Genomic DNA, 25,739 nt, shown 5'->3' on the forward strand with positions numbered 1-25,739 from the left:
CTATCGCGGCTCGTCCATGCGGTTGCGCAGGCTCAGCGGCCTCATGTCCACCCAGACCCGCTCGATGTGGTCGAGGCAGTCCTGCCGGGGACCGACGGTCCCCTCCTCGTCCCACCCGGCCGGCGGCTGCCGGTGCGCGGGCCAGATGGAGTACTGCTCCTCGTGGTTGACGACCACTTTGAACAGGTCATCGGACATGGGACCCTCCTTCGCCGAGGCTCAGCACCTCGTCGTCGTCCATCGCCGCGATCTCCATCGCGACCAGCCGCTCCACCTGTTCGGCCAGCGCCGCGACGGTGGGGTGTTCGAACAGCAGGCTCAGCGGGATGTGGGTGTCGAAGGCGTGCCGCATCCGGTTGACCACCCGGGTGGCCAGCAGCGAGTGGCCGCCGACGGCGAAGAAGTCGTCGTGCGCGCCGACCCTCGGCAGGCCCAGCACGTCCTGCCAGATGTCGGCGACGACCCGCTCGGTCACCGACCCCGGCGCGGTGTATCCGGCGGAAGGCCCCGGCAGCGGCTCGGGCAGCCCGCGGCGGTCGAGCTTGCCGTTGGGCAGGCGGGGCAGCGCGTCGAGCGTCACGACCGCGTTGGGCACCGCGTACGCGGGCAGCAGGCCGCCCAGGAAGGCGCGGAGCCCGTCGGGGGTCGCCTCCTGGCCGAGCACCACGTAGGCGGCCAGCCGCCGGTCGCCGGGCTCGGGCTCCCACACCGTCACCGCCGCGTCCGCCACCGCCTCGTGGCGGCGCAGCGCGGTCTCGACCTCCTCCAGCTCCAGGCGCATGCCGCGGATCTTCACCTGACGGTCGAGCCTGTCCAGGTAGGAGAACGACCCGTCAGGCAGCTCCACGCCGCGGTCGCCGGTCAGGTAGACGCGCTGGCCCGGCCTGGTCGGGTGCGGCACGAAGGCCGCCGCCGTGCGCCGGGGATCGCCGAGGTAGCAGCGGGCCAGCGACGGCCCGGCGATGGCGAGCTGGCCGGGCTCGCCCGCGGGAACCGGTGTGAGGTCGCCGTCCAGGACGTGGACGCTGTTGCCGTCGATCGGCCGCCCGAGGCAGACCGCGCCGCGTTCGGCCAGGCCGTCCTCCTCGACGCAGACGTGGCGGGTGGAGTCGATGGAGGCCTCCGTCGCGCCCCAGGTGTTCTCCAGCAGCACCGCGTGGCCGAACGCGTCGCGGAAGCGGCGCACCAGTTCGGGTCTGAGCGCCTCACCGCTGGACAGGACCGTGCGGACGGACGCGAGCCGCGCGACGTCGGCGGGGGTCAGCGTGTCGAGGAACTGCTCCAGCATGCTCGGCACGAACTGCAGATGCACCGCGCCGCCGGCGACGGCCCCTTCGATGATCGCGCGTGGGTCCCGGTGCTCGCCGGGGCCGAGCAGCGCGACCCGGCCGCCGGCCGACAGCGGCCAGAACACCTCCACCGCCGAGTCGTCGAAGGTGAGCGTCGTCTTGTGCAGCACGGCCTCGCCGGCGCGCAGGCCATGGCTGCGCTGCATCCACGCCATCCTGATGGACCAGCCCTCGTGGGTGCAGGCCACGCCCTTCGGCTCGCCCGTCGTGCCGGAGGTGTAGTAGACCGCGCACAGGTGGCCGGGGCGCACGTCCACCTCGGGCGGCCGGTCGGCCGGCGCGGCCTCCAGCGGGGCGCGCGGCACGCCGAAGTCGCCCAGGCGCGGCGCGGAGAACATCGCGACCGCCTGGGAGCGCTCCAGGATCTGCTCGACGCGGGCGCGTGGCGCCTCCACATCGATCGGCACATAGGCGCCGCCCGCCTTCAGGACGGCCAGCAGCGCGACGACCAGGCCGGGCGAGCGGTCGAGCATCACCGCGACCCGCCGGTCGGGGCCGACGCCCAGCTCGCGCAGCGCCGTGGCCAGGCCGTTGGCCCGCCGCTCCAGCTCCCCGTAGGTCAGCTCAAGGCCGGGCGGGCCTCCGGTGCCGGCCGCCGTGGCGGGCGGGCCCGCCGTCGTGCCGGCCGTCGTGCCGGCCGTCGTGCCGGCCGTCGTGCCGGCCATGGTGACGGCCACTGTGCCGGGAGCGCGGGCCGCCTGCTCCTCCACCGGCCGGTGCACGAGCCCCGGCGTCCATGTCGTGTCTGTCACGGTTCGACCATCCACATCCGCGCTACCAAGTCGCTTCCCTTCGGCTATCGGCCGTCGGATAGTCGCCGGTGAAGCACGCGGTACACAGGTCCATCGACCCCCGCGCGGCCGACACCAGCGCGTCGGCGGACAGGTAGGCCAGCGAGTCCGCGCCGACCAGCCGTCCCATCTCCTCGGCGGTACGGTGGCGCGCGGCCAGATCGTCGCCGACCCTGATGTCCACGCCGAAGAAGCACGGCCACCTGACCGCGGGCGAGGCCACTCTGACGTGCACCCGGGTCGCGCCCGCCGACCGCAGCAGCGCGACCACCTGCCTGGCCGAGGTGGCGCGGACGATCGAGTCGTCCACCACGACCACGCTGCGCCCGGCCACCACGTGCTCGACGGGACGCAGCTTGAGCCGCACCCCGCCCTGCCGCTGCGCCTGCGACGGCTGGATGAAGGTGCGGCTGACGTAGATGTTGCGGACCAGTCCCTCGGCGTACCGGATCCCGCTCTCCTCGGCGTACCCGAGCGCCGCGATCCGCGCGGTGTCGGGCACCGGCATCACCAGGTCCGCCTCGACCGGCGCCTCGCGGGCCAGCGCGGCCCCGCAGTCCCGCCTGACCTCGTAGACCGGCCGCTTGTCGATCACCGAATCGGGGCGGGCGAAGTACACGTGCTCGAACACGCACAGCGCCGACCGGCCGCCGCCGAACCGGTAGGACCGCGTGCCGCGCACGTCGAACTCGACGATCTCCCCCGGCTCCACGTCCCGCACGAACTCCGCGCCCAGCGCGTCCAGCGCCGCGGTCTCCGAGGCCACCACCCAGCCGCCGCCCTCCAGCACCCCCATGCTCAGGGGCCGGAACCCGTAGGAGTCCCTGGCCGCGTAGAGCGTGCCGTCCGCCATCGCCACCAGCGAATACGCCCCGCTCACCAGAGGCAGCGTGTCGGCCATCGCCGCGCCCAGCGGCCGGTGGACCCCGGCCAGCAGCGTGGCCAGCCGCCGCGTGTCCGACCCGCCGGGGCCCGGCACCCACGTCAGGTTCCCGTTGTGCGCGATCGCGAAGGGTGTCCGCCCGCGCCGCCGCCCGCGGATGGGCTGGGCGTTGGCCAGCGAGGAGGCGCCCGAGGTCGAATAGCGGACGTGGCCGATGCCGAGACTCCCGCCCAGCCCGTCCACCTGGCCGCCGATCGCGTCACCGACCAGGCCCATGCCGAGCCTGGTCTCGATGTCGTCACCGCCGTCCCAGACGGCCAGCCCGGCCGACTCCTGTCCCCGGTGCTGGAGCGTGAAGAGCCCGTCGAGGAGCATCGGTACGGCCGGCCGCCCCGGCGCCAGCACGCCGATGACGCCGCACTCCTCCCCCGCCTCACCGCTGATCATCGGATCCGCCCCCAGGCCGGGGCAGCGGTACGCGCGCAGCGCCAGGCGGCCGCCAGCAACACCCGGGCGCCGGCGACCAGCTCGGCGTCGGCGGTGAACTCCTCGGGCACGTGGCTGACCCCGTTCCGGCTCGGCACGAAGATCATTCCGATGGGCGCGACCGCGGCGACGATCTGCGCGTCGTGCCCGGCGCCGCTGAAGATCGGGCAGTGGGAGTAGCCCAGCTCACCGGCCTCCGCGGCGATCACCGAGCACAGCACCGGATCGGTGGGCACCGGGGCGATGCGGTCGCTGACCTCGGCCGTGACCCGCACCCCCGACCCCTCGACGGCGGCCAGCCGGCGCGCCAGCTCCTCCTCGGCGGCGCGCAGCCGTTCCCGGTCGCCGTCGCGCAGCTCCGCGGTCATCCTGACCAGGCCGGGGATGACGTTGGTGACGCCCGGCTCCACGCTCAGCCTGCCGACCGTGGCCACGGCGCAACGCCCGTCGTCGCCGGCCAGCCTCTCGACCTCCAGGACGACCCGCGCGGCGGCGGCCAGCGCGTCGGCACGGGCCTTCATCGGGGTGGTGCCCGCGTGCCCGGCCTGCCCGCGCACCTCGATGTCCAGCACGGTCCTGCCCACGATGCCGCCGACGACGCCGATCGTGGTTCCGGTGGTCTCCAGATGAGGTCCCTGCTCGATGTGGAGTTCGAGGTAGGCGGCGATCGAGCCGGGGCGCCAGCGCGCCGACTCCAGCGCCTCGGGGTCGCCGCCGCAGGCGCGCAGGGCCTCGCGGAGCGTGACGCCGCGCTCGTCGGCGATCTCGTCCGCGCCCCGGTCGAGACGGCCGGTCACGGCCAGCGAGCCGTAGAACGGGCAGGGGAAGCGGGCGCCTTCCTCGTTGGCGAAGGCGACCAGGACCGGCTCCATCGCGGTCTCGCGCGGCGCGAGCTGCTGGAGGACCTCCAGACCCGCCAGGACGCCGTAGGCCCCGTCGAGGGGGCCGCCGTGCCGAACGGTGTCCAGGTGCGAGCCCATCATGAGCACGGGCCGCCCGCCCCGGCGCGGGCCGCGGACGATCAGGTTGCCCGCGGCGTCGACCCGCGCCGACAGGCCCGCGCGCGCTGCCTCCTCCGCCACGTAGTCACGGCCTCGCAGGTCCTCGGGGCTGAAGCCCAGGCGCGTCACGCCGCCCCGCTCGTCGGCGCCGATCTCCGCCAGCCGCCTGAGGCGGCCGAGCAGGCGCGCTCCGTCGATGGCCGGTCCGGGATTCGCTTCAGTCGTCGCTGGCACACGCCCAGTCTGCGATCGCCCCTATCCGCCACCTATCGGGCGGCTATCCCCGGTCGCCGGGGCGGAAAAGCCTGGTGATAGCGCCGATCGGCACGCTGGCGTGACTCCGGCGCGACACGGGAGGCGCGACACGGGAGGCGGGACAGTGGAGGCGGACATGAAGGGCGAAAGGGCCTTAACGGGCAGGATCGGCAGCCCACCCGACCGGCTGCTGCGGGAGGAGATCCTCGAACCGCAGTTCCGCATGGAGGCCGAGCGCCTTCTGCCGTGGTACGTCCTGGCGGAGAAGGTCCTGACCTTGGAGTACCTGCGGATGGGGGTGCTGGACCACGCCCAGGCCGCACGGCTCGGCGCCGCGCTGTCCAAGGTGGACGCCGCCGGGCTCGATCCCGGCGCGGCCATGACCGACATGGTGTTCGCGATCGAGAGCCGGGTGCTCGCCCTGCTGGAGGAGGCGCCCCCGCCCGGCTGGCACGTCGACAGGAGCAGGAACGACCTGCAGGCGTGCGCGCAACTCCTGTACGGCAAGGAGCGGCTGCTGGAGCTCGCGGCGCTGGTCGCGGCGTGCGTGCGCGCCGGGCAGACGACGGCGGCGCGGCACCTGGACGACCTCATGCCCGGGTACACGCACCTGCAGCCGGCGCAGGTCACCACGCCCGCGCACTATCTGACCGCGCTCACCACGCACCTGCTGCGCACGCTGTCCCGGCTGCGGGACGCCTACGCCGGCCTGGACCTGTCGCCGCTCGGCGCGGGCGCGATGACCGGGCTGGAGCTGCCGTGGGACCGCCCGCGCATGGCCCGGCTGCTGGGCTTCGCCGCCGCCCAGCCGCACACGCTGGTCGCGGTGGCCTCCAGGAGCTGGGTGCTGGAGGTGTGCGCCGAGCTGTCCACGGCCGGGGTGACGCTGAGCCGGTTCGTGACCGACCTGATGACGTGGAGCGGGGGCGGGCACGGCTTCGTGGACCTGCCCGACGAGCTGGCGGGAATCTCCTCGGCGATGCCGCAGAAGCGCAACTTCCCCCTGCTGGAGCGGGTCAGGGGGCGGGCGGCCCACCTGAGCGGCCACTACCTGGACGCGGTCCTGTGCCAGCGTGCCACGCCGTACGGCAACAGCGTCGAGGTGGCCAAGGAGGGCGGGGTGGCGCTGACGGCGCTGCTGGACGGGGCGGCCTCGCTCTTCCGCCTGCTGCGCCTGGTGCTGGAGCGGCTGAGCTTCCGCACCGAGGTGATGCGGGCGGCCTGCGAGCGGGAGTACCTGGGCGGCTTCACCCTGGCCAACCTGCTCACGCTGCGGACGGGCGTGCCCGCCCGCGAGGCGCAGGTGATCGCCGGACGGTACATCGCCGCCGCCGTGGCCGCCGGGCGGCCGCCGTTCGACGCCGACCCGCAGGGACTGGCGGCACTGGCCGCGCCGTACGGGGTGAGCGTGGCGGAGGCCGAGGGGCTGCTGCGGGACTCCGGCAACCTGCGGCGGATGCTCGGACGCGGTCCCGGGTCGCCGGAGCCCGAGGCGGTCGCGAGCCTGCTCGACGAGCAGCGGGCGGAGCTGGCCGGGCTGGAGCGCGACTGGGAGCGGCTGCGTGCCACCCACCGGGCGGCGCCGGCCGAGGTGGACCGGCTGCTCGGGGAAGGCCCGCCGATAGGCGGCCGATAGCGGCGGGCCGCCCGCGGCGCGCCCGTCGCGGGGAGGCGGGGCCGTGCGGATAGGACCTCGATAGGCCGGTGGAGTTGCGTGGCGACGCGGACTCCGGGCGACCCCCGGATACTCCGGCGAATCCGGCGAAAGGGTGGTTGGCGTTGACGGACGACCAGATCATGACCAACGTCCTCGTGCGATATCACGCGTTGCTGCGGCAGGCCGCGCAGATCGTGCGGAGCGAGCGTGCCACAGCGCCGCCACCGGTGACGCTGGACCTGCCGGAGCCGGACGAGCGGCTCACGGCCTTCTACGACGTCTCGGACATGTCGCTCACCCCGCTGGGCGAGCGCGACGGCCGCCGGTTGTTCCTGCTCGACCTGATGCGCAACCCGGGCACCATGACCACCAAGACCCCGGCCTCGCTGCTCATGGTCGCACGGGCCGCCGCGCACGTGCGCGCCACCGGCGAGCGGCTGATCATCGTCACCCCGACCTCGGGCAACAAGGGCACCGCGCTGCGCGACGCCGTGGCCCGCGCCTACGCGCACGGCCTGGTGACACCCGACGAACTGCGCGTGGTGATCGTCGTCCCCGAGCGCTCCAGGGGCAAGCTGCGTGCCTGCCCGCTGTCGCGGGACCCGGCGCTGAGCGCCGCCAACCCGATCGCGCTGGCCCGCGTCCAGACGCCCGGCGACGTCAAGCCGCTGAGCCAGCGGGCCGTGGAGGCGTACGGCGCGGCCATCCACGCCGACACCGGGTTCCGCCTGTGGTACACGCTCGACCTGGACAACTACCGGATCGCCGACGCCGCACGCGCGTTCGCCGAAGCCGAACTCATGCCCATCACCCCCGACAGCCGGCCACGCGTGCACGCCCACGCGGTCTCCAGCGCCTACGGCCTGCTCGGCTACCACCTGGGCCACCGCGTCCTGACCGAGCGGCGGCCCCAGTCGCTGCCCGCGCCCGCCAGACATCCAGGGTTCTTCCTGATCCAGCAGCTGTCCACCCCCGACATGGTGCTGAGCCTGACCAAGGGCGGCACCGCGCGCACGCTGCTGCCCCGCTACGAGGCCGACGGCGGCCTGTGGCGGCAGTCGGCCGACCCGGCCTTCCCCTCGGTGACCGAGGACCCGGCCGAGGAGATCGACGCCACGTTCTACACCCGCGCTCCGGTGACCTCGCCGCAGGTCAACCGCATCATCGGCGAGTTCGGCGGCGGAGGCGTCGTGGTGTCGAGGTACGAATGCCTCCAGCGCTACGACACCGTGCGCGCGCTGGCCCGCCAGGCGGGCGTGGAGCTGCCCGGCGACCCGGCGGACATCCGCGAGTGGTCGCTGGTCAAGGCGCTCGCGGGGGCGCTGACCGGCATCGAGCGTGGCCTGCTCGCCCCGGGCACCGACGTGATCGTGCACGCCTCCGGGTTCTACAGCGACGCGGTGCTGCCGCCGCTGGCCGAGCACGACACCACGCCGGTGGACGGTGAGGACGAGCTGGTCAAGCTGCTCATGGCCGCGGCGGCCGGATGACCCGGCGTCCAGGGAGGAGAGGCCCGCGCGTGATCGACTCGATGATCCACCGTAGCGCCCGGCCGGCCGGAGCATGAGACTCGACGGCTGGTGGGCCGAGGGACACTACGTCTGGCGCACCGGCTCGGGACCGCTGGTCGGCGGCGCGCACCGGCTCGTGGACGCGGCAGGGGCCCTGCGACCGCCGGTCACCGTATCCCGCGACGCGTCCGGCGCGTTGCCGCTGGCCTACGCCGGACACCCGGACGGCCTGACGTACCTGCTGCCCTTCCTCGAGGAGCGGCGCGCGGGACCGGCCGCCGCGCACCGAACCGAACAGACGACAGCGGGGACGACAGTCGGGACGGCAGCGGGGACGACGGGACGGACCACGGGACGGACGACGTGGCGGCAGATCGCCGCCGACGCCGCCGCCCCCGACGCCGACCTGATCGCGGTCGGCTGCTCACACCGACGCGCCCTGTCCCTGCCCACCGACCGCGCGCTGCTCCTGCCCTTCCGGCTCAGCCTCGTCGTGCCGGTGCACGACGGCCCCGAGGCCGTACGGCGGCGCGTGTCACGCAAGGACCGCCAGCAGTACGCCAGGGAACGCGAGCGCAGGGCCTGGAACGTGGTCCCGGGCACGGCCGACGCCGACTTCGCCTACTTCTACCGGCGCATGCACCTGCCCACGATGGCGTCGCGGCACGGCGAGTCGGCCCGCTCGGAGTCCCCGTCGGTGGCCTACCACTGCCTGTTCCGCCACGGCGCGCTGCTGTTCCTGACCGAGGCCGGCCGGCGGGTGGCGGGCATGCTCTGCCGCTACGAACCCGCCACGCGCACACTGGTCATCCGCCTGGCCGGGGTGCTCGACGGCGCGGAGGGCCACTACCGCTCCCCCACCTACCTCGGCCTGTACGTCGGGGTCCTGGAGTGGGCCGCCCGCCAGGGCCTCAGCGCGGTGAACCTGTCCGGCTGCGAGCCCTTCCTCAGCAAGGGCATCTTCCAGTACAAGCGCAAGCTGCACCCGCGGGTGACCCTTCCCGCCGACCATTTCGGCGGCAAACGCCTGTGGCTGCGGGCGCGCCGCGACACCCCCGCGCTCCGCGACTTCCTCGTGGACAACCCCGCCATCACCCTCGACGAGGGCGGGCGGCTGCACGCGACCTACTTCCACGACGCCGACCGCCCCGCCCGCACCGGCCTGAGGTGGCGCACACCCGGCCTGGCGGGGCAGCGCCTCGTCGACCTGGACGCCTTCCTGGCGGGCGCGCCCGCGGACCTGCCCGCGCGGGTGTGACATGGCGACGCGAGTGGGGGTCATCATCCTGCCGGCCCAGCGCTGGGCCGACTCGGCCGCCACGTGGCGGCTGGCGGAGCAGATGGGGTTCGCGCACGCCTGGACCTTCGACCATGTGACCTGGCGTGACCTGCGGGACAAGCCGTGGTTCTCCGCCGTGCCGACGCTGGCCGCCGCCGCCGCCGTCACCACGCGGCTGCGGCTGGGCACGCTGGTGTGCACGCCGAACTTCCGCCATCCCGTGGTGCTCGCCAAGGAGGCGATGACACTCGACGACATCTCCTGCGGCCGCTTCACCCTCGGCCTGGGCGCGGGGGCGGCCGGCCCCGACGCGCAGGTCCTCCAGCAGCGGCCCGCGCTTGACCGGGGCGCGCGGTTCGCCGAGTTCGCCGAGCTGGTGGACCTGCTGCTGCGTCAGCGTCACACCACCTACCAGGGCCGCTTCTACCACGCCCACGACGTCTTCATGGAACCCGGCTGCCGGCGGAAACCCCGGCTTCCGCTGGCCGTCGCGGCGACCGGCGCCAGGGGCATCGGCCTGGCGGCCCGCCTGGCCGACGTGTGGGTCACCAACGGCCTGGCCAGGCCGGGCCAGGCGCCCGTCGTCACGCCGCGGATCGTGGCGGAGCAGGCCGCCCGCGTCCGGGCGGCCTGCGCGGAGCTGGGCCGCGACCCGGACACGCTGGCCCGGATGGTCGTCGTGGCCAACCGCGACCGCTCACCACTCGCCTCCGCCGGGGCGTTCGCCGAGGCGCTGCACCGCTACGGGGAGGCGGGCATGACCGATCTCGTGGTGCCCTTCCCCCGGCTGGAGCCGCCGTTCGCGGCCAGCTTGGCGGTGCTGGAGCGCGTCGCGGAGGACATCCTGCCCCGCCTGCCCGGCGCGGCGACCTGACCGAGCGACCTGACCGAGCGACCTGACCGAGCGACCTGACCGAGCGATCCGACCGAGCGATCCGACCGAGGAGGAAGCATGTGCGGCATCGTGGGCTGGGTGGATTTCAGCCGGGACCTGCGGCTCGAACGCGACACCGTCGCGGCCATGACCGGCACCATGCGCGCCCGAGGCCCCGACGGCGAGGGCGTGTGGACCTGCGCGCACGCCGCCCTGGGCCACCGCAGGCTGGCCGTGATCGACCCGGCCGGCGGCGCCCAGCCCATGACCGCGCTGTGCGGCGAGCCCGGCCTGCCGGTCGTGCTCACCTACAACGGCGAGATCTACAACTACCGCGAGCTGCGCACCGAGCTGATGGTGCGCGGCCACCGCTTCCGCACCGCGTCGGACACCGAGGTCCTGCTCTGCGCCTACCTGGAGTGGGGGTCGGACTTCGCCCGCCACCTCGTGGGCATCTTCGCCGCCGCCCTGTGGGACGCCCGGCGTGAGGAGCTGATCCTCGTTCGCGACCGCATGGGCGTCAAACCCCTGTACTTCCACCCCTACCCGCAGGGTGTGCTGTTCGCCTCCGAACCCAAAGGCATCATGGCCAACCCCCTGTTCCGCCCCCGCGTACGGGAGGAGGCCCTGCCGATCCTGCTCAACCCCCGGCTGACCATGCCGGGCGAGACCCCACTCGACGGGCTGCAGCAGGTACGGCCGGGCCACACGGTGGTGGCCGACCGGTCCGGCACGCATCAGACGCCTTACTGGCGGCTGGTCAGCCGCCCGCACACCGACGACGCCGCGACGACCGTGGCCACCGTACGCGAACTGCTGGACGACATCGTCGCCCACGAGCTCCGCGCCGACGTGCCGCTGTGCACGCTGCTCTCCGGCGGCCTGGACTCCAGCGCCGTCACCGCCCTGGCCCAGCGGCACACCGCCCCCGAACCGGTCCGCTCGTTCTCGGTGGACTTCGTCGGCGCCGACGCCGACTTCCGCCCCACCGCGCTGCGCCCCGAGCGCGACACCCCCTATGCCCGGCTGGCCGCCGACCACCTGGGCACCGAGCACACCGAGGTCGTGCTGGACCCGCGCGGCTTCGCGCGGGTCCACGACGTGACGCTGCGCGCCAGGGACCTGCCGACGCTCGGCCAGTTCGACGAGTCGATGTACCTGCTGTTCCAGGCCGTACGCCGCCGCTCGACCGTGGCGCTGTCCGGCGAGGCGGCCGACGAGGTGTTCGGCGGCTACCCGTGGTTCTTCGACGCCACGGTGGTGTGGCGCGACACCTTCCCCTGGCTGGGCGACGCCCCCAGGCTGGCCGACTGCCTCGCCCCCGGCCTGCGCCGGCGGCTGCGCCCCGCCCAGGTCGAGCGGGACCGCTACAGGACGCTCCTGGCGCGGGTGCCACGGCTCGACGGCGAGGACGGGCTGCAGGCGCGGATGCGGGAGGTGCTCTACCTCAGCATGCAGGGGCCGCTGGCGTACCTGCTGGACCGGGTGGACCGGATGAGCATGGCGAGCGGCCTGGAGGTCAGGGTGCCCTTCTGCGACCACCGGCTGGTGGAGTACGTCTGGAACGTGCCGTGGGCGATGAAGACCGCCGACGGCAGGGAGAAGAGCCTGCTGCGCGCCGCCGTCCGCGACGTGCTGCCCGCCAAGGTGCTCGGCCGGGCCAAGAGCGGCTACCCGGCCAGCCACGACCCCGGATACGGCGACGCCGTACGCGCCCAGGTGCGTGACCTCCTGCGTGACCCGGACTCGCCGCTGCGTGAGGCGCTGGACCTGGACCGGGTGCGGGCGCTGGCCGGCAGCGAACGCGACACCATGGTGTTCGCCGACACGGCGCACATGCTGCTGCCACTGGTCGAGACCGACGCGTGGATGCGGGCCTACGGTGTCGAACTGGCCGCCTGACCCGGCCCCGGCGGCCACCCGCGCGGACCGGCCCGCCGATCCCGTGCTGGAGCTGGCCACCCGGTTCTGGGCCTGGCGCGCGGTGCACCAGCCGCGCACCCGCGACGACATCCCGCGCATCGAACGCCCCGCCGGATGGCTGCCCCGCTGGAGCCCCGCCGACGTGCGCCGCAAACGCGCCGAACTGGGCGGGATGGAGGCCCGCCTGGCCAGGACGGCGTCCGGCCCGCCACCGTCGCCCGCCACGGAGGTCGACCTGCGCCTGCTCGGCAGCGCGATGGCCCGCGCCCGCTGGGAGCTGGACCAGCTGCGGCTGTGGCAGCGCCACCCGGGGTTCTACCTCGACCAGTCCCTGGGTCCCGTCTTCGACCTGCTGCTGATCCCCCACCCGTTCGACCGTTCCCGCTGCGCGGACCTGCTGCGCCATCTGGACGCGGTGCCCACCGTGCTCACCACCGGCCTCGACGCCGTCCGCCCGCACGCCGTGGACGCCTTCACCCGCCTCACCGTCCAGGAGCTGGACGGCATCGGGGACAGGCTGGCGACCGTCGCCGACGAGCTGACCGGAGCACTGCCCCTCGCGCTGACCGGCCGCTTCCGCAGGGCGGCGGCGACGGCGGGCCGCGCGCTGGAGCAGTACCGCGCGGCCCTGCGCCGCCTGCCGCCCAACGACCGGCCGGTCAGCGCGGGGGCCGAGGCGTTCGGCTACTTCCTGTCCCGCGTGGCGCTGCTGCCGTACACCCCGCAGGAGCTGATCGCCCTCGGCCGGCGCGAGTACGAGCGCGCCCGCGCCCGCGAAGCCGCCGAGGAGACACGCTGCGGCCCGCCTCCGCCCCTGCCGCGCAACGCCCGCGAGCAGGTCGCGGCCCAGCGCGACGCCGAGCTGCGGGTCCGCCGCTTCTACCGCGAGCACGACCTGCTCACCCAGCCGGACTGGCTACCCCACTACCGCACCGCTCCCCTGCCCGCCCACCTGGCTCCGCTGGCCTGGCTCGGCATCACCGACGACCTGACCTCGCCGGCCCGGCTGACCGAGCACGCGACGAGCTACGTCCCCGAACCCGCACCCGACCTGCCGTTCTTCCACCACGCCAACGCGGTGGACCCGCTGCTGGGCATCATCCACGAGGGCGCCCACCACCAGCAGCTCGCCCTGTCCTGGTCACAGGCGGGACCGGTGCGCCGGCACTACCACGACTCGGCGCCCAACGAAGGCGTCGCCTTCTACAACGAGGAACTGCTGCTCAACCACGGCCTGCTCGACGCCAACCCGCACGCCCGCAGGATCGCCTGCACCTTCATGCGCCTGCGCGCGCTGCGCGTGGAGGTCGACGTCGAGCTGGCCACGGGCGCCATCGGGCTGGCCGAGGCCGCGCAGCGGCTGGCGCGCGGCGCGTCGGTGGACGCCGCGACCGCCTGGCAGGAGGCGGCCTGGTTCGCCGCCACCCCCGGCCAGGGGCTGTCCTACCAGGTCGGCAAGGCCCAGATCGAGCGCCTGGTGGCCGGGGCACGCGAGCGGGACGGCTTCCGCCTGCGTGACGTGCACGACTACCTGTGGCGCAACGGCAACGTGCCGATCGCGCTGCTGCGCTGGGAGTATCTGGGCCTGCGCGACGACCTCGACCGCGCTACCGGCCCGGACCGCTGACCGGCCGGTCCGGTCGCGCGCAGCCGGAGCGCAGCACCGCCTCGTACTGCTCGGCCAGCCCCTCGGCCGTGGCCGGGTCGAACAGCGCCCGCGCGTATTCCAGCTCGACCTTGTACCCGCCGTCGAGCCGCTCCTCCACCTCCAGCGACAGATCCACGCTGGTGCCGCGCGGCTCGACGGGCAGCGCGGTCACCGTCAGCCCCGGCAGCTCCAGCGACGACTGGGCCGTCATGGTGAACAGCGTGTCGAAGATCGGATGCCTGGACAGGTCGCGCGGCGGCGACAGCCGCTCCACGACGCGCTCGAACGGCACCCGCTGATGCTCGTACGCCGCCATCGCCCGCTCGCCCACCCGCGCCACGAGCTCACCGAAGGTCACCTCCGCAGGCACGGCGACACGCAGCGCCAAGGTGTTGACGAAGCACCCGATGAGCTCCTGCGTCTCCGGCAGGTCACGGCCCGCCGCGGGCGTGCCGACGACGATGTCACGCCGGCCGCTCCTGGCCGCCAGCACCGCCGCGTAGGCCGCGAACAGCACCATGAACGGCGTCACCGACTCCCGCCTGGCCAGCTCCCGCACCCGGCCGGCCAGGTCGCGCGGGAGCAGGCGGCGGACCAGGCCCGCGGAGGTGTCCCACACGCGGGGGCGCGGCCGGTCGGCCGGCAGGTCCAGCGGGCGGACCCCGGTCAGGGCCGCCACCAAGGAGTCGAGCATCGGCTCCCACGAGGCGCCCGCCTCCCAGGTGGCGTAGTCGGCGTACTGGACCGGCAGGTCCTTCAGCTGCCCCCTCCCGGCGTACAGGCGTTCCAGCTCGCGGTCGAACAGCCGCAGCGACCAGCCGTCCGAGGCGATGTGGTGCACCACGGTCACCAGGAGGTGCTCCTCGGGAGCCAGGCGGATCAGCCCAGCCCGGAAGACGGGCCCCTTCGCCAGGTCGAAGGGCGTGAAACAGGTCCGTTCCACCAGGTCGGCCGCGTGCCGCTCACGCTCGGCCGGCGGCAGGCCGGCCAGGTCGGTGAACGGCAGGTCGTACGGCGCGGGCGGGTCGACGACCTGCACGGGGCCGTCGCGCAGGTCGGCGTAGCGGGTGCGGAGCGTCTCATGGCGGGCGAGGACGCCGGACAGGGCCGCAGTGAGGGCGCGGACGTCCAGCGGGCCGCGCAGCCGCACCACCTGCGGCAGGTGGTAGTCCAGGCGGCCGGGCTGGAGCTGGTCCAGGAACCACAGCCGGGCCTGCGCCGAGGAGAGCGGCGGCGGGTCGGCCCTGACGGTGGCGGCCAGCTCGCGCGACCTGCCGTCCGCGTGCACCTGGGAGATCGCCTCGGCCTGCCCGGCGACGGTCGGGGCGGCCAGGACGTGCCGGACGGTGACCTCGACGCCGAAGGCCGCCCGCATGCGGGCCGCGATCCGCGTGGCCAGCAGTGAATGGCCGCCCAGCGCGAACAGGTCGTCGTCGGCGTTGACCCGCTCCACGCCCAGGACGTCGGCCCAGATGGCGGCGATGACCTGCTCGGCGTGGGTGCTCGGCGGCCTGCCCGGCCGCGTCCCGGCCCCCGCCGCATCCCCCGCCGCGTCTTCCGGCGCGGGCAGGGCGGCGCGGTTGAGCTTGCCGCTGGTCGTGGTGGGCAGCGCCGCCATCGGCAGGTACAGGGACGGGACGAGGTAGGCGGGCAGTTCCCGGCGGACGGCCGCGCTCAGCCGCGCCGGGTCCGGTGCGGCGTCGGCGTCGGCGTCGGCGACGATGTAGGCGACCAGGCGCGGGTCGCGCACCTCGCGGTCGTCGCCCAGGCTGCGCAGCGCGACGGCGGCGGCGCGCACGCCCGGCTGGCGCATCAGCACCGCCTCGATCTCGGCGGGCTCCACCCGGACGCCGCGGACCTTGATCTGGTCGTCGGCGCGTCCCAGGTAGACGATCTGCCCGTCGGCCCGCATCCTGCCCAGGTCGCCGGTCCGGTAGAGGCGGGCGCCCGGCTCGCCGTACGGGTCGGGCAGGAAACGCTCGGCCGTCATCGCGGGCCGGTTCAGGTAGCCGCGCGCCAGCCCCACACCGCCCACGCAGATCTCGCCCTGCGCGCCGGTCGGCACCGGGTCCAGCTCCTCATCGAGCAGGTGGACGCGTTTGTTGGCGATGGGCCGCCCGATCGGCGGGCGCGCGCCGGGCTCGGCGGGGCAGGGGTAGGCCATCGCGCAGTGCGTCTCCGAGGGGCCGTACTGGTTGTGCAGCGCGATCTGCGCGGCCGACAGCAGCCAGCGGACGGCCGGCGTGAGCGAGAACAGCTCGCCGGCCACCGTCACCTCGGCCAGCGACGCCGGGACCCGCCCCTCCTGCCGCCAGCGGCGGGCCAGGTGGTCGAGCATGGTCGGGGTGGTGATGAGCTGCTGCACGTCCGCCGCCTCCACCCACCCGGCCAGACGCTCGGGGTCGCCGTGGAAACCCGCGGGCGGGATCGCCACCTCACCGCCCGAGGCCAGCGTGATGAAGATCTCCTGGAAGCTCACGTCGAAGCCGAGCGAGGCCAGCTGCGCGGTGCGGACGCCGTGCAGTTGCGTCCTCGCCTGCCAGGTGATCAGGTTGACCAGCGCGTCGTGCGGCAGGGCGACGCTCTTGGGCGTGCCCGTCGAACCTGACGTGGTCAGGACATAGGCCAGATTCTCCGGGTACGCGAGCGGCGCGGGGTCGTGGTCGGGGCCCGCACCGTCCACGTCCACGACCGGCGTCCCCGCGGGCGCCGCCGGACGGGACGCGGCGTCGCTCACCACGGCACGCAGCCGGACGCCCGCCGCGATCCGCGCCAGCCGCTCGACCGGGTGCGCCGGGTCGAGCGGGACGTAGGCCGCGCCCGCCTTCAACACGCCGAGCAGAGCGGTCGTGGCGGCCATCCCGTTGGGCAGCAGGACACCCACGAGATCGTCAGGGCCGATGCCCAGCGCCCGCAGCCGGTGCGCGAGGCGGTTGGCGGCCCGGTTCACCTCCCGATAGGTGCGAACCTGCCCGTCGGCGGACACGGCCGTCCGCTCCGGGGTCCGGCGGGCGTGCTCCTCCACCAGCTCGTGGACACAGGCGTCCTTCCGGTACGGCGCGTCCGTACGGTTCCAGCGGGCCAGCCGTGCCTCCTCGGCCCGCGTCCGCAGGGTCAGCGCCGAGACCCGCTCCTCCGGCCGGGCGGCGGCCAGCGAGCCCAGCAGGGTCAGGTACTGGGCCAGCAGCCGCTCCGCGGTGGCGGCGTCGAACAACTCGGTCGAGTACTCCAGCTCGGCCATCGACCGGTGCTCCTTGAGCGTGAGCACCAGGTCGAAACGGCTCAGCCCGGACTCCACGGCGATCTCCTCGGTGTCCAGACCGCCGAGCCGCAGCGCCCCGGTCTCGGCGCCCTCGAGGTTGAGCATCACCTGGAACAGCGGATGCCTGCCGTACTGGCGGGGTGGCCGCAGCTCCTCCACCAGCCGGTCGAACGGCACCTCCTGGCGGGCCTGGGCCTCCATCGCCACCTTGTGCGCCTGGTCGAGCAGCGCCCCGACGGTCGGCGCGCGCGACAGGTCCAGCCGCAGGACCAGCGTGTTGACGAAGAACCCGATGAGCTCCTCCAGCTCGCGCCGGTCACGCCCGGCCGACGGGACGCCGACGACGACGTCGCGGGTGGCGGCGTGCCTGCCGAGCAGCACGGCGAAAGCGCCGAACACGGCGGCGAAGAACGTGACCCGCCGGCGGGCGCACAGCGCGCGCAGCCCCTCCATCACCTCGGCCGGGATCGCGCCGGTCAGGTGCGCGCCCCTGCCGGTGGGCCGCTCCGGCCTGGGCCGGTCCGGCAAGGGGGTGACCTGCTCCGGCAGGCCCGCCAGCTGCCCGCGCCAGTAGGCGAGGTGGGCCTCACGGTCGCTGCCGCGCTCCCACAGGGCGTAGTCGGCGAACCGGAGCGGCGGCGCAGGCCGGGCGCCGCCTTCGTAGGCGGTGGCCAGGTCCCGCAGGAACACCCCCTGCGACCAGCCGTCGAAGATCAGATGGTGCCACTGGAACAGCACCAGATGCTCGACGGGTGACACCACGGCCAGCGTGGCCCGCATGAGCGGGCCGTCGCACAGGTCGAAGGGCCTGGCCGCGGCTTCGGTCAGCAGCTTGACGGCCACCTGCGGCGACCCGCCGGCGTCGTGCACGGCCAGCGCCACGTCCCGCGCTGCCGAGACCCGCTGCACCGGCTCGCCGTCCCGCACGCGGATCACGGTCCTGAGCACGTCGTGGCGGTCGGCGACCGCCTGCAGGGCGCTTCGCAGCCGGCCGTCATCCAGCGGGCCACGTACGCGGTAGGCGGCCAGCGTGCTGTTCAGGCCGCTGACGCCGCTCTCCTCCTCCACGAACCACAGACGGCGCTGCCCCGCCGACAGCGGAACCTCGTCCACGGCGCCCCTGCGCGGAATCTCCCCCGCCCCGCCCCCGCCCCCGCCCGCGCCCCCGCCCGCGCCGGCGAGCGCGGCCAGCGCCCGCGCCTGGCCCGCCGGGGTGGGGTCGGCCAGGAGCGCGGAGATCGGCACGTCGGCGCCGGTCGCGGCGCGCAGCCGGGAGGCGAGCCTGGTGGCGATGAGCGAGTGGCCGCCGAGGTCGAAGAAGTCATCGTCCACCCCGACCTCGGGCAGGGCGAAGACCTCCCGCCACGCCCGCGCCACGATGTGCTCGGCGGCCGTGCGCGGCGCGAGCGCCGGCCCGGCCTGCTCCTCCCACCGCGGCTCCGGCAGCCGGGAGCGGTCCACCTTCCCGTTGAGCGTCAGGGGCAGCGCCGCCACGGTGACGAACGTGGCGGGGATCATGTAGGAGGGCAGGCGGCGGCGCAGGACATCGCGGAGCTCGACCCGGTCCACCCCGACCCGGTCCACCCCCGCCCCCGCCTCCGGCACGAGATAGGCCACCAGGCGGGCCTCCCCCGCCGGTCCCGGGCGGGCCACGACGACGGCGCGGGCGACGGCGGGATGGGCGGCCAGGGCTGCCTCGACCTCCCCCGCCTCCACACGGAACCCGCGGATCTTGATCTGGTGGTCGGTCCGCCCCACGATCTCGACACCGCCCGACGCCAGGCGCCGTGCCACGTCCCCCGTGCGGTAAAGACGGCCACCCGGCGGGCCGAAGGGGTCGGGCAGGAAACGCTCCGCGGTCAGCGCGGGCCGCCCGAGATAGCCGCGGGCCAGCCCGAGCCCGCCGATGTACAGCTCTCCCTCCCCGCCGCCGGGCACCGGCCGCAGGTCCGCGTCCAGGATGTGGATCGAGGTCGCGGCCACCGGCGCCCAGTCGTCGCGACCCACGCGGGCGGTGGTGGACCAGATCGTGGTCTCGGTCGGTCCATACAGGTCCCACGCGGGCCCGCCGTGCCCGGCGAACCACGCCGCGAGGTCGGGCGGCAGCTTCTCCCCGCCGCACAGGATCGTGAAGCCGTCCGGTGGGCGCCAGCCGATGTCCTGGAGCATCCGCCAGGTGGCGGGTGTGGCCTGCATGACCGACGCGCCGGTGCCGTCGATGAGCGCGGCCAGCCGCACCGGATCGCTGGTCTGGCCGCCGTGGGCGACGACCACGTGCGCCCCCTCCAGCAGGGGCAGGAAAAGCTCCAGCGCGGCGATGTCGAAGCACACCGTCGTCACCGCGACCAGCGTCGCGCCAGGCGGCATCCCCGGCCGCCGCCGCATCGACAGCAGCAGGTTCGACAGCGCGCGATGCGAGATCATCACGCCCTTGGGGCGGCCGGTGGAGCCGGAGGTGTAGATCACGTACGCCAGGTCGTCCGGGCGCGGCGAGACCGGGGCGATGGTCGGGGCGGTGGTCGCGCCGCCGGCCGCGGCCTCGGCGTACGGCACCGGGCGCGCCGTACCCAGGTCGAAGCCGACGCGGTCGGTGAGGATCAGCCGCACCCCCGCGTCCTCGACCATCGACGCCAGCCGCGCGCCGGGAAAGGAGGGGTCCAGCGGGACGTAGGCCGCGCCGCACCGCAGCACGCCCAGCAGCGCCGCCACCAGGTCCACGCCGCGGTCCATGAGCACGCCCACCAGGTGGCCGGGGCCTGCCCCGAGCCCGGCCAGGTGCGCGGCCACGCGGTCGGCGCGGTCGAGCAGGTCGCGGTAGGACAGGCGCGCGTCGCGGCAGGAGACGGCCACGGCCTCGCCCATGGCGCGAGCCCGTTCGGCGAACAGATCGGGGAAGGGTCTCATCAGAAAGCGCCCCGGTAGGTCGGAATCGAGTACGGGGAGATGTCACGCGCTGCACACGGCCGTCCGCGGGCCGGTTACCGGCCGTGGCGCCGCGGGCCACGCAGATGGCGAGTCCGGCGTCCGCCGGGACCATCGACGAGGTCATACTCCCCACCGTTCACGGAAATCTCGGGCCGGCCGGCCCCTTGCGGCGCACTGTGGCGCGCTCCGCTATCGCCGGGGTATCGGCCGGACATCCCCACCGGAGGCGGACCGATGATCGTGAGATAGGGCAGGCGCCTAGCTTCCTGCATGACCCGCCCACCAGGACGGGACCTCGACGGAAAAGGACGTGGCGTCATGACCCCGGCTCTCAGTCGCATCCTGGCCCTCCTGTCCTGCGGGCTCGGCGTGGTCGCGGCGGCCCTGCCGGGGCAGTCCATCGCGACGGCCGGCGACACGGGCGCGCCGGTGACCGTCGTCGCCGGGATCCTCGGCAACACGGCATGGGACTGACGGCTCACGCCGTCACGGCGGGCGATCGACGGTTCACACGGTCGTGAGGCGGTCGAGCTCGCCGCGCAGCGCGGCGGCGCGCGGTCTCGTCCCCGACAGGAGCACCTCGGCCGTCCGCCAGTCCGCCATCGCGGCCCCCGGCGACCCCGCCGCCTTGCGTATGCGCCCCCTGACCACCAGGGCACGCGCCTGGAGCAGGGCCAGGCCCGCCACCCCGAAGTCGTGCACCGCCCTGTCGGCGTGTGCCGCCGCCGCCTGCAGCTCACCCTCGGCGAACTCCACCTGCGCCAGCCCGAGCGCGACCCGGCTCCGCATCGACGGGTCGCCGACCGACGCGGCCAGCTCCCCGGCCTCGGTGAGAGTACGGCGGGCACGCCAGAGATCACCGCGTGCGGTGTCCACCGCCGCCAGGCCCAGCAGCGCGTGACAGGCGCCGATGCGGTCGCCGGACTCGCGGACGTCCTGGAGCACACCGGCGTACGTGTCGGCCGCCTGGTCGAGCCGGCCGCGCAGGTGGTACAGCGCGCCCAGCCGGTGCCGCACCTGGGCGCCCACCCGCCGGTTGCCGGTCTCCTTGCAGATGCGGTCCGCCCGCCGCAGCAGCGCGTACGCCTCGTCCTGCGCGCCGAGGTCGAGCTGGACCTGCGCCATGTTGTGCAGCACGTACGCCTCGGCGACGCGGTCGTGCACCACCTGGAAGGTCTTCAACGCCTCCTCCCAGCGGGACAGCGCCAGCTCCAGGTCGCCGTTCTGCCGGTCCAGGTAGGCGATGTAGCGCAGCACGAGCGCCGTACCGTGCTGGTCGCCGAGGTGATCGTACAGCCTGATGGCCCGCTCGAACTGGGCCGCGGCCTCGGCGCTCTCCCGCTGGACCAGGTGGAGCGAGCCCAGCGAGTACCGCATCGCCGCCTCGCCCCGCACGTCCCCCGCGCGGCAGGCGGCCTCGAGCGCGACCTCGTGGGTGGAGCGCCAGTCGGAGAAGTACGCCTGCGACTCGAACAGCGGCACCGCGCCCAGTGCCAGCCTCCAGGCGTGTTCCAGACCGCAGGCGGCGGCCTGCCGGACGCCGGCCAGGATCGAGGTGCGCTCCTGGCGGTACCACGACAGCGGGTTGCCCAGCACGCGGCCGGCGCAGGAGGCGGGCAGCTCCCACCGGGAGGCGCTGCCCGCCGGCAGCAGGTGGTCGCCGGAGTACTCGCGGCGGTGCGCCTCCTCGGTCAGGAACAGCAGCGCGCCGATCAGCCGCTCCAGGGCCGCCCCGCGTTCGTCGGCGCTCTCGCAGGCCAGCAGCCGCTCCAGGGCGAAGGAGCGCATGATGTCGTGGAACCGGTAGCGGACCGGCTCCGGCGCCGGGGTGTGCTCGATGTCCAGCAGATACGCCTCGGTCAGCTCCTCCAGCAGGTCCTCCGCGCGCAGCGGGTCGGCCTGGAGCAGCGGCGCGCCGACCCAGGCGGCGAAGCTCGGCGCCTCCGACAGCGCCAGCAGCCGGAACAACCTGCGAGCCTGCGGGGACAACGCGTCGTAGGACAGTGAGATGCTGGCGCGCAACCCCATGTCGCCGTGGTTGAGCTCGTCGAGCCGGTGCGACTCGTCCAGCAGACGCTCCACCATGGTGGCGACGCTCCAGTGCGGCCTGGCCGCCAGCCGCGCGGCCACGATGCGCAGCGCCAGCGGCAGGCAGCCGCACAGCTCGCACAGCCGTTCGGCGGCCTCGCGCTCCGCCTCCACCCGCTCCTGCCCGAGGATCCTGCCGAGCAGCGTGAGGGAACTGCGCGGGCTCAGCGTCCCGACCTCCACCCGGCGCGCGGCCGGCAGACCGGTCAGCCGCCTGCGGCTGGTGACCAGCACCGAACACCCGGGGTTGCCCGGCAGCAACGGCACGATCTGCTCCTCGGACATGGCGTCGTCCAGCACGATCAGCATGCGCCGCTTGCTCAGCAGGTCACGGTAGATCTCGGCACGCTCCTCGCCGCCTTCCGGCAGGGCCGATCCGCTGACGCCGAGCGCCCGCAGGAACCGGCCGAGGACGTCCACCGGGTCGACACGGCGCGTCCCCGACTGCAACTGGGCGTACAGCTGGCCGTCCGGGAAGCGGGCGGCCAGGCGATGGGCGGTGTGCACGGCGACGGTGGTCTTGCCCGCGCCGCCCCGGCCGTACAGGACCGTGACGGGCACCGCCTCCCCGGTGCCCGTCAGGTCGGTCATCCGGTCGATGACGCCCGCGCGTCCGGTGAAGTCAGGGATGGTCGCCGGGAGCAGCATGGGGATGTTGCGGCCCGGCTGGGGCCCGGGCGACGGACGGACCTCGACCGGCGGCGGCGGGTCGATCCGCCGGGCCGGGCCGTCCGCGAGCGGCCTGCCTTCGAGCGGCCTGCCTTCGAGCATGGCCTGGTGCAGGCGCTGCAGGTTCGAGCTGGGCTCGATGCCGAGTTCGTCGGCCAGGATGGCGCGGGTGTTGCGGAAGACCTCCAAAGCCTCCGCCTGCCGCCCGGTCCGGTACAGGGCCGTCATGTGCAGCGCCCTGAGCCGCTCGCGCAGCGGATGCTCCTGGGTCAGCGCGACCAGTTCGCCCACCAGGTCGTGGCTCAGCCCGGCGTTCAGCTCGATCTCGACGCACTCCTCCAGTACGCTGAGCCGCCGCTCGTTGAGGTGGGCCACGCTCTGCTGCACCACCGCGCTGCTCACGCTGGACAGCGCCGCGCCACGCCACAGTGACAGCGCGCCGCGCAGGCAGGCCGCCGCGGCGGCCGGGTCGCCGGCCGACAGTGCCTCGCGTCCCTCACGCACCCGGGCTTCGCAGACCCGCGCGTCCAGGGTGCAGCCGTCGAGCCTCAGGACGTAGCCGGGGCTGTGGGTGCACAGGAGCTTCTCGCCGTCGGCCCCGACGAAGGCCCGGCGCAGGCCGGAGACGCAGATCTGGATCTGTTCGCGGGCGGTGCTGGGCGGATCGTCACCCCACACCGCCTCTATCAAACGGGCGACCGGAATAACCTTTTCCGCACCCAATAACAACATCGCCAGGACGGTCTGCTGGCGGGGACCGCCTAACTTGATCGGGAAGTTCCCCCTGCTTGCTTCCAATGGACCAAGAATACGGATGTCCATGAATCCTCACTGTGGCATGCTGCGCCCGGAAGGGGGTATCCAAGAGATCCAGCAGGTTGCCGGGTATGAAGGGTCACGCGGGCCATCGACCGTGCTCGCCGCGCGCATACAACCTCCACGCTCGCCCGAGCGCCCGTGTAAAGCCCCCACGAATAACCGAACTCCACGTCGGATGCTAAAAGCCCGCCACTTTTCCCGTCAATCAGGATCCTTGTCGAAAATGGCCATTCCGAACTGGCAATAGGTCGTGAAGGGCGGATTGATAGCGGGCGCTCCCAGGCTGCTCAAGGGGGACGGACCCCCCAGGCAGGATCCGCACGAGGTGAGCTCTCTGTGAGACGGACGACCAGCGTGGACACGCGTGTCGGCCACGGGCACTGTTTCGGCACCTTCGGCGAACTGATCCAGGGGGCGCTCCCTCCCGACGGGCGCGACTTCCTGGTGACAGTGCCGGTGGCACGCTGGTCGCACGCGCGGTTCGTCCCCGAGCCCGGCTGGCCGATACGGGTCAGGCCCGGCGGCAAGAGCAAGTCCCGGCTGCTGGTCGAACGCATGCTGCGCGGTCACGGGTGGGACGGCGGCGGCGTGCTGACGATCACCAGCACGCTGCCGGTGGGCAAGGGCATGGCCAGCTCCTCCGCCGACCTGGTGGCCTCGGCACGGGCGGTCGCCAACGCCTTCGGGCTCACGCTGCGGCCCTCGAAGATCGAGGACGCGCTGCGCGGCATCGAACCCAGCGACGGGGTCATGTACGACGCCGCCGTCGCCTTCTGCCACCGCGAGGTCACGCTCCTGCACGAACTGGGCGCCCTGCCCGCCCTCACGATCGTCGGCATGGACGAGGGCGGGACCGTGGACACGGTCGCCTTCAACCAGATGCCCAAGGCGTACACCGCGGCACAGACCCAGGAATACGCGGCGATGCTGGCCGCGGCGGGCCGGGCCGTACGCGACGGCGACGCCCGCACGCTCGGCCGCCTGGCCACCCGCAGCGCCGAGATGAACCAGCGCCTCCAGCCCAAGCGGCTGCTGCGGCCGGCCATGGAGCTCAGCGCGCGGACGGACGCCCTCGGCGTGCTCGCCGCGCACAGCGGAACCCGGCTGGGAATCCTGCTGGCCGACGCCGACCCCGACTACGACCGCAAGCTGGCCCACCTGTCAGCCGCCTGCGGGCAGCTGACCGACTCCGTGCACGTCGAATACACGCTTCGCTGACATCTCTGAAGGGGATTTCGCGTATGAGGTTCGACAGCGTCATCGACGCGATAGGCCACACCCCGCTCGTCCGGCTGCGCTTCGACGACGCCCCCGAGGTCGAAGTCCACGCCAAACTCGAACTGCAGAACCTCTACGGCATGAAGGACAGGGTCGCCCGGCAGGCGATCCTGCACGCCCGCGACACCGGCGACCTGGCCCCCGGCGCGCCGGTCGTGGAAAGCTCCTCGGGGACGATGGCGCTGGGCATCGCCCTCGTCGGCCGCGCGCTCGGCCATCCCGTCCACATCGTCACCGATCCCCGCATCGACCCCCTGACACTGGCCAAACTCCGTGCCCTCGGGGTCCGGGTGCACATCGTCTCGCACATGACCGGCCAAGGGTGGCAGAGCGCCCGCCTGGAGCGACTGGAGGAGTTGCTGCGGGTGATGCCCGACGCCTTCTGGCCCCGGCAGTACCGCAACCCGCAGAACCCCCTGGCCTACCGGACGCTCGCCGCGGAGCTGATCCGCGACCTGGGCCACGTCGACGTACTGGTGGGATCGGTGGGCAGCGGCGGGTCGCTGTGCGGGACGGCCAGGGCGCTGCGCGAGACGATGCCCGAACTGTGGACGGTCGGCGTCGACGCGGTGGGCAGCGCGCTGTTCGACCAGCCCGACCGGCCCACCCGGCTGCAGAGCGGACTGGGGAACAGCCTGATCCCCGGCAACCTCGACCCCGGCCAGATCGACGAGGTGCACTGGCTGAGCGACAGGGAGGCGTTCGCCGCGACCCGCCAACTGGCCGCCGAGCAGGCGCTGTTCTGCGGCAACACCTCAGGGTCGGTGTACCGGGTACTCGGCCACCTGCGCCGCTCGGCGCGGCCCGGCACGCGGATCGTCGGGATCTTCCCGGACCGGGGGGACCGCTACCACGCCAGCGTGTTCAGCGCCGAGTACTGGCACGAACACGGCCTGGACGAGATGAAGGACCGGCCCTCGCCGGTCCGCGTGGACTACGGGCAGCCGGTGTCGGCCTGGTCGTACTGCCTGATGCCGCGCCCCGGGGAGGTGGAGGATGTCGCGGGGACGGCTGCTGTTCGTTGAGTCCAACACGACCGGA

At 74.0% G+C, this 25,739-nt stretch carries 15 protein-coding genes; 9 read left to right on the forward strand and 6 right to left on the reverse strand.

All coding sequences use genetic code 11. The features are described 5' to 3' along the window. From CXR44_RS37500 to CXR44_RS37515, 4 genes are read right to left on the reverse strand one after another with little or no spacing between them, the layout of a single operon-like run. Nucleotides 1-198, reverse strand: a complete 198-nt coding sequence (locus tag CXR44_RS37500; RefSeq protein ID WP_101790914.1) for an MbtH family protein — start codon at nucleotides 196-198, stop codon at nucleotides 1-3. Then, complete coding sequence (locus CXR44_RS37505; protein WP_144070227.1) at nucleotides 188-2,101, reverse strand: non-ribosomal peptide synthetase; 1,914 nt, start codon at nucleotides 2,099-2,101, stop codon at nucleotides 188-190. The genes CXR44_RS37500 and CXR44_RS37505 overlap by 11 nt, the downstream gene beginning before the upstream one ends. 22 nt (nucleotides 2,102-2,123) lie before the next feature. After that, nucleotides 2,124-3,470, reverse strand: coding sequence for an amidophosphoribosyltransferase (purF, locus tag CXR44_RS37510; RefSeq protein ID WP_101790916.1), 1,347 nt, complete (start codon nucleotides 3,468-3,470; stop codon nucleotides 2,124-2,126). Then, nucleotides 3,467-4,744, reverse strand: a complete 1,278-nt coding sequence (locus tag CXR44_RS37515; RefSeq protein WP_101790917.1) for a M20 family metallo-hydrolase — start codon at nucleotides 4,742-4,744, stop codon at nucleotides 3,467-3,469. Before CXR44_RS37515 ends, purF begins: the two co-directional genes overlap by 4 nt. 157 nt (nucleotides 4,745-4,901) lie before the next feature. Between CXR44_RS37515 and CXR44_RS37520 the strand changes: the two genes are divergently transcribed. The 6 genes from CXR44_RS37520 (at nucleotide 4,902) to CXR44_RS37545 (ending at nucleotide 13,636) form a co-directional block, all read left to right on the forward strand. Beyond that, a complete protein-coding gene (locus CXR44_RS37520; protein ID WP_101790918.1) occupies nucleotides 4,902-6,401 on the forward strand; it encodes an argininosuccinate lyase in 1,500 nt (499 codons plus the stop codon). Nucleotides 6,402-6,544: 143 nt separating this feature from the next. Further along, nucleotides 6,545-7,912, forward strand: coding sequence for a DUF6002 family protein (locus CXR44_RS37525; RefSeq protein WP_101790919.1), 1,368 nt, complete (start codon nucleotides 6,545-6,547; stop codon nucleotides 7,910-7,912). 73 nt (nucleotides 7,913-7,985) lie between these two features. Then, nucleotides 7,986-9,191, forward strand: coding sequence for a hypothetical protein (locus CXR44_RS37530; RefSeq protein WP_101790920.1), 1,206 nt, complete (start codon nucleotides 7,986-7,988; stop codon nucleotides 9,189-9,191). A 1-nt stretch (nucleotide 9,192) separates the two neighbouring features. Further along, the gene (locus CXR44_RS37535) at nucleotides 9,193-10,086 is read left to right on the forward strand and encodes an LLM class flavin-dependent oxidoreductase (RefSeq protein ID WP_101790921.1); all 894 of its coding nucleotides are present in this window, start codon (nucleotides 9,193-9,195) and stop codon (nucleotides 10,084-10,086) included. A gap of 78 nt (nucleotides 10,087-10,164) precedes the next feature. Continuing rightward, a complete protein-coding gene (gene asnB / locus CXR44_RS37540) occupies nucleotides 10,165-11,988 on the forward strand; it encodes an asparagine synthase (glutamine-hydrolyzing) (RefSeq protein WP_101790922.1) in 1,824 nt (607 codons plus the stop codon). Continuing rightward, nucleotides 11,969-13,636 (forward strand): DUF885 family protein, encoded by a 1,668-nt coding sequence (locus tag CXR44_RS37545; protein WP_219602252.1) that lies wholly within the window; start codon nucleotides 11,969-11,971, stop codon nucleotides 13,634-13,636. Before asnB ends, CXR44_RS37545 begins: the two co-directional genes overlap by 20 nt. Here CXR44_RS37545 and CXR44_RS37550 read toward each other — a convergent pair. After that, entirely contained in the window at nucleotides 13,617-19,823 is a 6,207-nt protein-coding gene (locus tag CXR44_RS37550) for a non-ribosomal peptide synthetase (RefSeq protein WP_101790923.1), read from the reverse strand. The two genes, CXR44_RS37545 and CXR44_RS37550, sit on opposite strands and share 20 nt — an antisense overlap. Nucleotides 19,824-20,162: 339 nt before the next feature. On the opposite strand from CXR44_RS37550, the gene CXR44_RS39910 reads away from it, so the two are divergent. After that, nucleotides 20,163-20,318 carry a hypothetical protein gene (locus CXR44_RS39910; RefSeq protein ID WP_180903891.1) on the forward strand — a complete coding sequence of 52 codons (156 nt, stop codon included), beginning with the start codon at nucleotides 20,163-20,165 and terminating at the stop codon, nucleotides 20,316-20,318. A gap of 33 nt (nucleotides 20,319-20,351) precedes the next feature. Here the strand turns inward: CXR44_RS39910 and CXR44_RS37555 are convergent, their stop codons facing one another. Further along, on the reverse strand, nucleotides 20,352-23,423 hold the full coding sequence (locus tag CXR44_RS37555) for an AfsR/SARP family transcriptional regulator (RefSeq protein ID WP_101790924.1): 3,072 nt from the start codon (nucleotides 23,421-23,423) through the stop codon (nucleotides 20,352-20,354). Between the two features lie 333 nt (nucleotides 23,424-23,756). Between CXR44_RS37555 and CXR44_RS37560 the strand changes: the two genes are divergently transcribed. Next, entirely contained in the window at nucleotides 23,757-24,638 is an 882-nt protein-coding gene (locus CXR44_RS37560; protein ID WP_219602253.1) for a GHMP family kinase ATP-binding protein, read from the forward strand. Nucleotides 24,639-24,661: 23 nt separating this feature from the next. Then, nucleotides 24,662-25,723, forward strand: coding sequence for a PLP-dependent cysteine synthase family protein (locus CXR44_RS40420; protein ID WP_219602254.1), 1,062 nt, complete (start codon nucleotides 24,662-24,664; stop codon nucleotides 25,721-25,723). The last annotated feature ends 16 nt before the right edge of the window (nucleotides 25,724-25,739 follow it).

It is taken from the genome of Nonomuraea indica (genome assembly GCF_002850745.1).
GTDB classification, from domain to species: domain Bacteria; phylum Actinomycetota; class Actinomycetes; order Streptosporangiales; family Streptosporangiaceae; genus Nonomuraea; species Nonomuraea indica.

Bases quoted from the DNA above. Each gene is read 5' to 3' on its own strand.
- CXR44_RS40420 (WP_219602254.1), top strand. From the start codon at position 24,662: ATGAGGTTCGACAGCGTCATCGACGCGATAGGCCACACCCCGCTCGTC.
- asnB (WP_101790922.1), top strand. From the start codon at position 10,165: ATGTGCGGCATCGTGGGCTGGGTGGATTTCAGCCGGGACCTGCGGCTC.
- CXR44_RS37500 (WP_101790914.1), bottom strand. From the start codon at position 198: ATGTCCGATGACCTGTTCAAAGTGGTCGTCAACCACGAGGAGCAGTAC.
- CXR44_RS37530 (WP_101790920.1), top strand. From the start codon at position 7,986: ATGAGACTCGACGGCTGGTGGGCCGAGGGACACTACGTCTGGCGCACC.
- CXR44_RS37520 (WP_101790918.1), top strand. From the start codon at position 4,902: ATGAAGGGCGAAAGGGCCTTAACGGGCAGGATCGGCAGCCCACCCGAC.
- CXR44_RS37555 (WP_101790924.1), bottom strand. From the start codon at position 23,423: ATGGACATCCGTATTCTTGGTCCATTGGAAGCAAGCAGGGGGAACTTC.
- CXR44_RS37535 (WP_101790921.1), top strand. From the start codon at position 9,193: ATGGCGACGCGAGTGGGGGTCATCATCCTGCCGGCCCAGCGCTGGGCC.
- CXR44_RS37550 (WP_101790923.1), bottom strand. From the start codon at position 19,823: ATGAGACCCTTCCCCGATCTGTTCGCCGAACGGGCTCGCGCCATGGGC.
- purF (WP_101790916.1), bottom strand. From the start codon at position 3,470: ATGATCAGCGGTGAGGCGGGGGAGGAGTGCGGCGTCATCGGCGTGCTG.
- CXR44_RS39910 (WP_180903891.1), top strand. From the start codon at position 20,163: ATGACCCCGGCTCTCAGTCGCATCCTGGCCCTCCTGTCCTGCGGGCTC.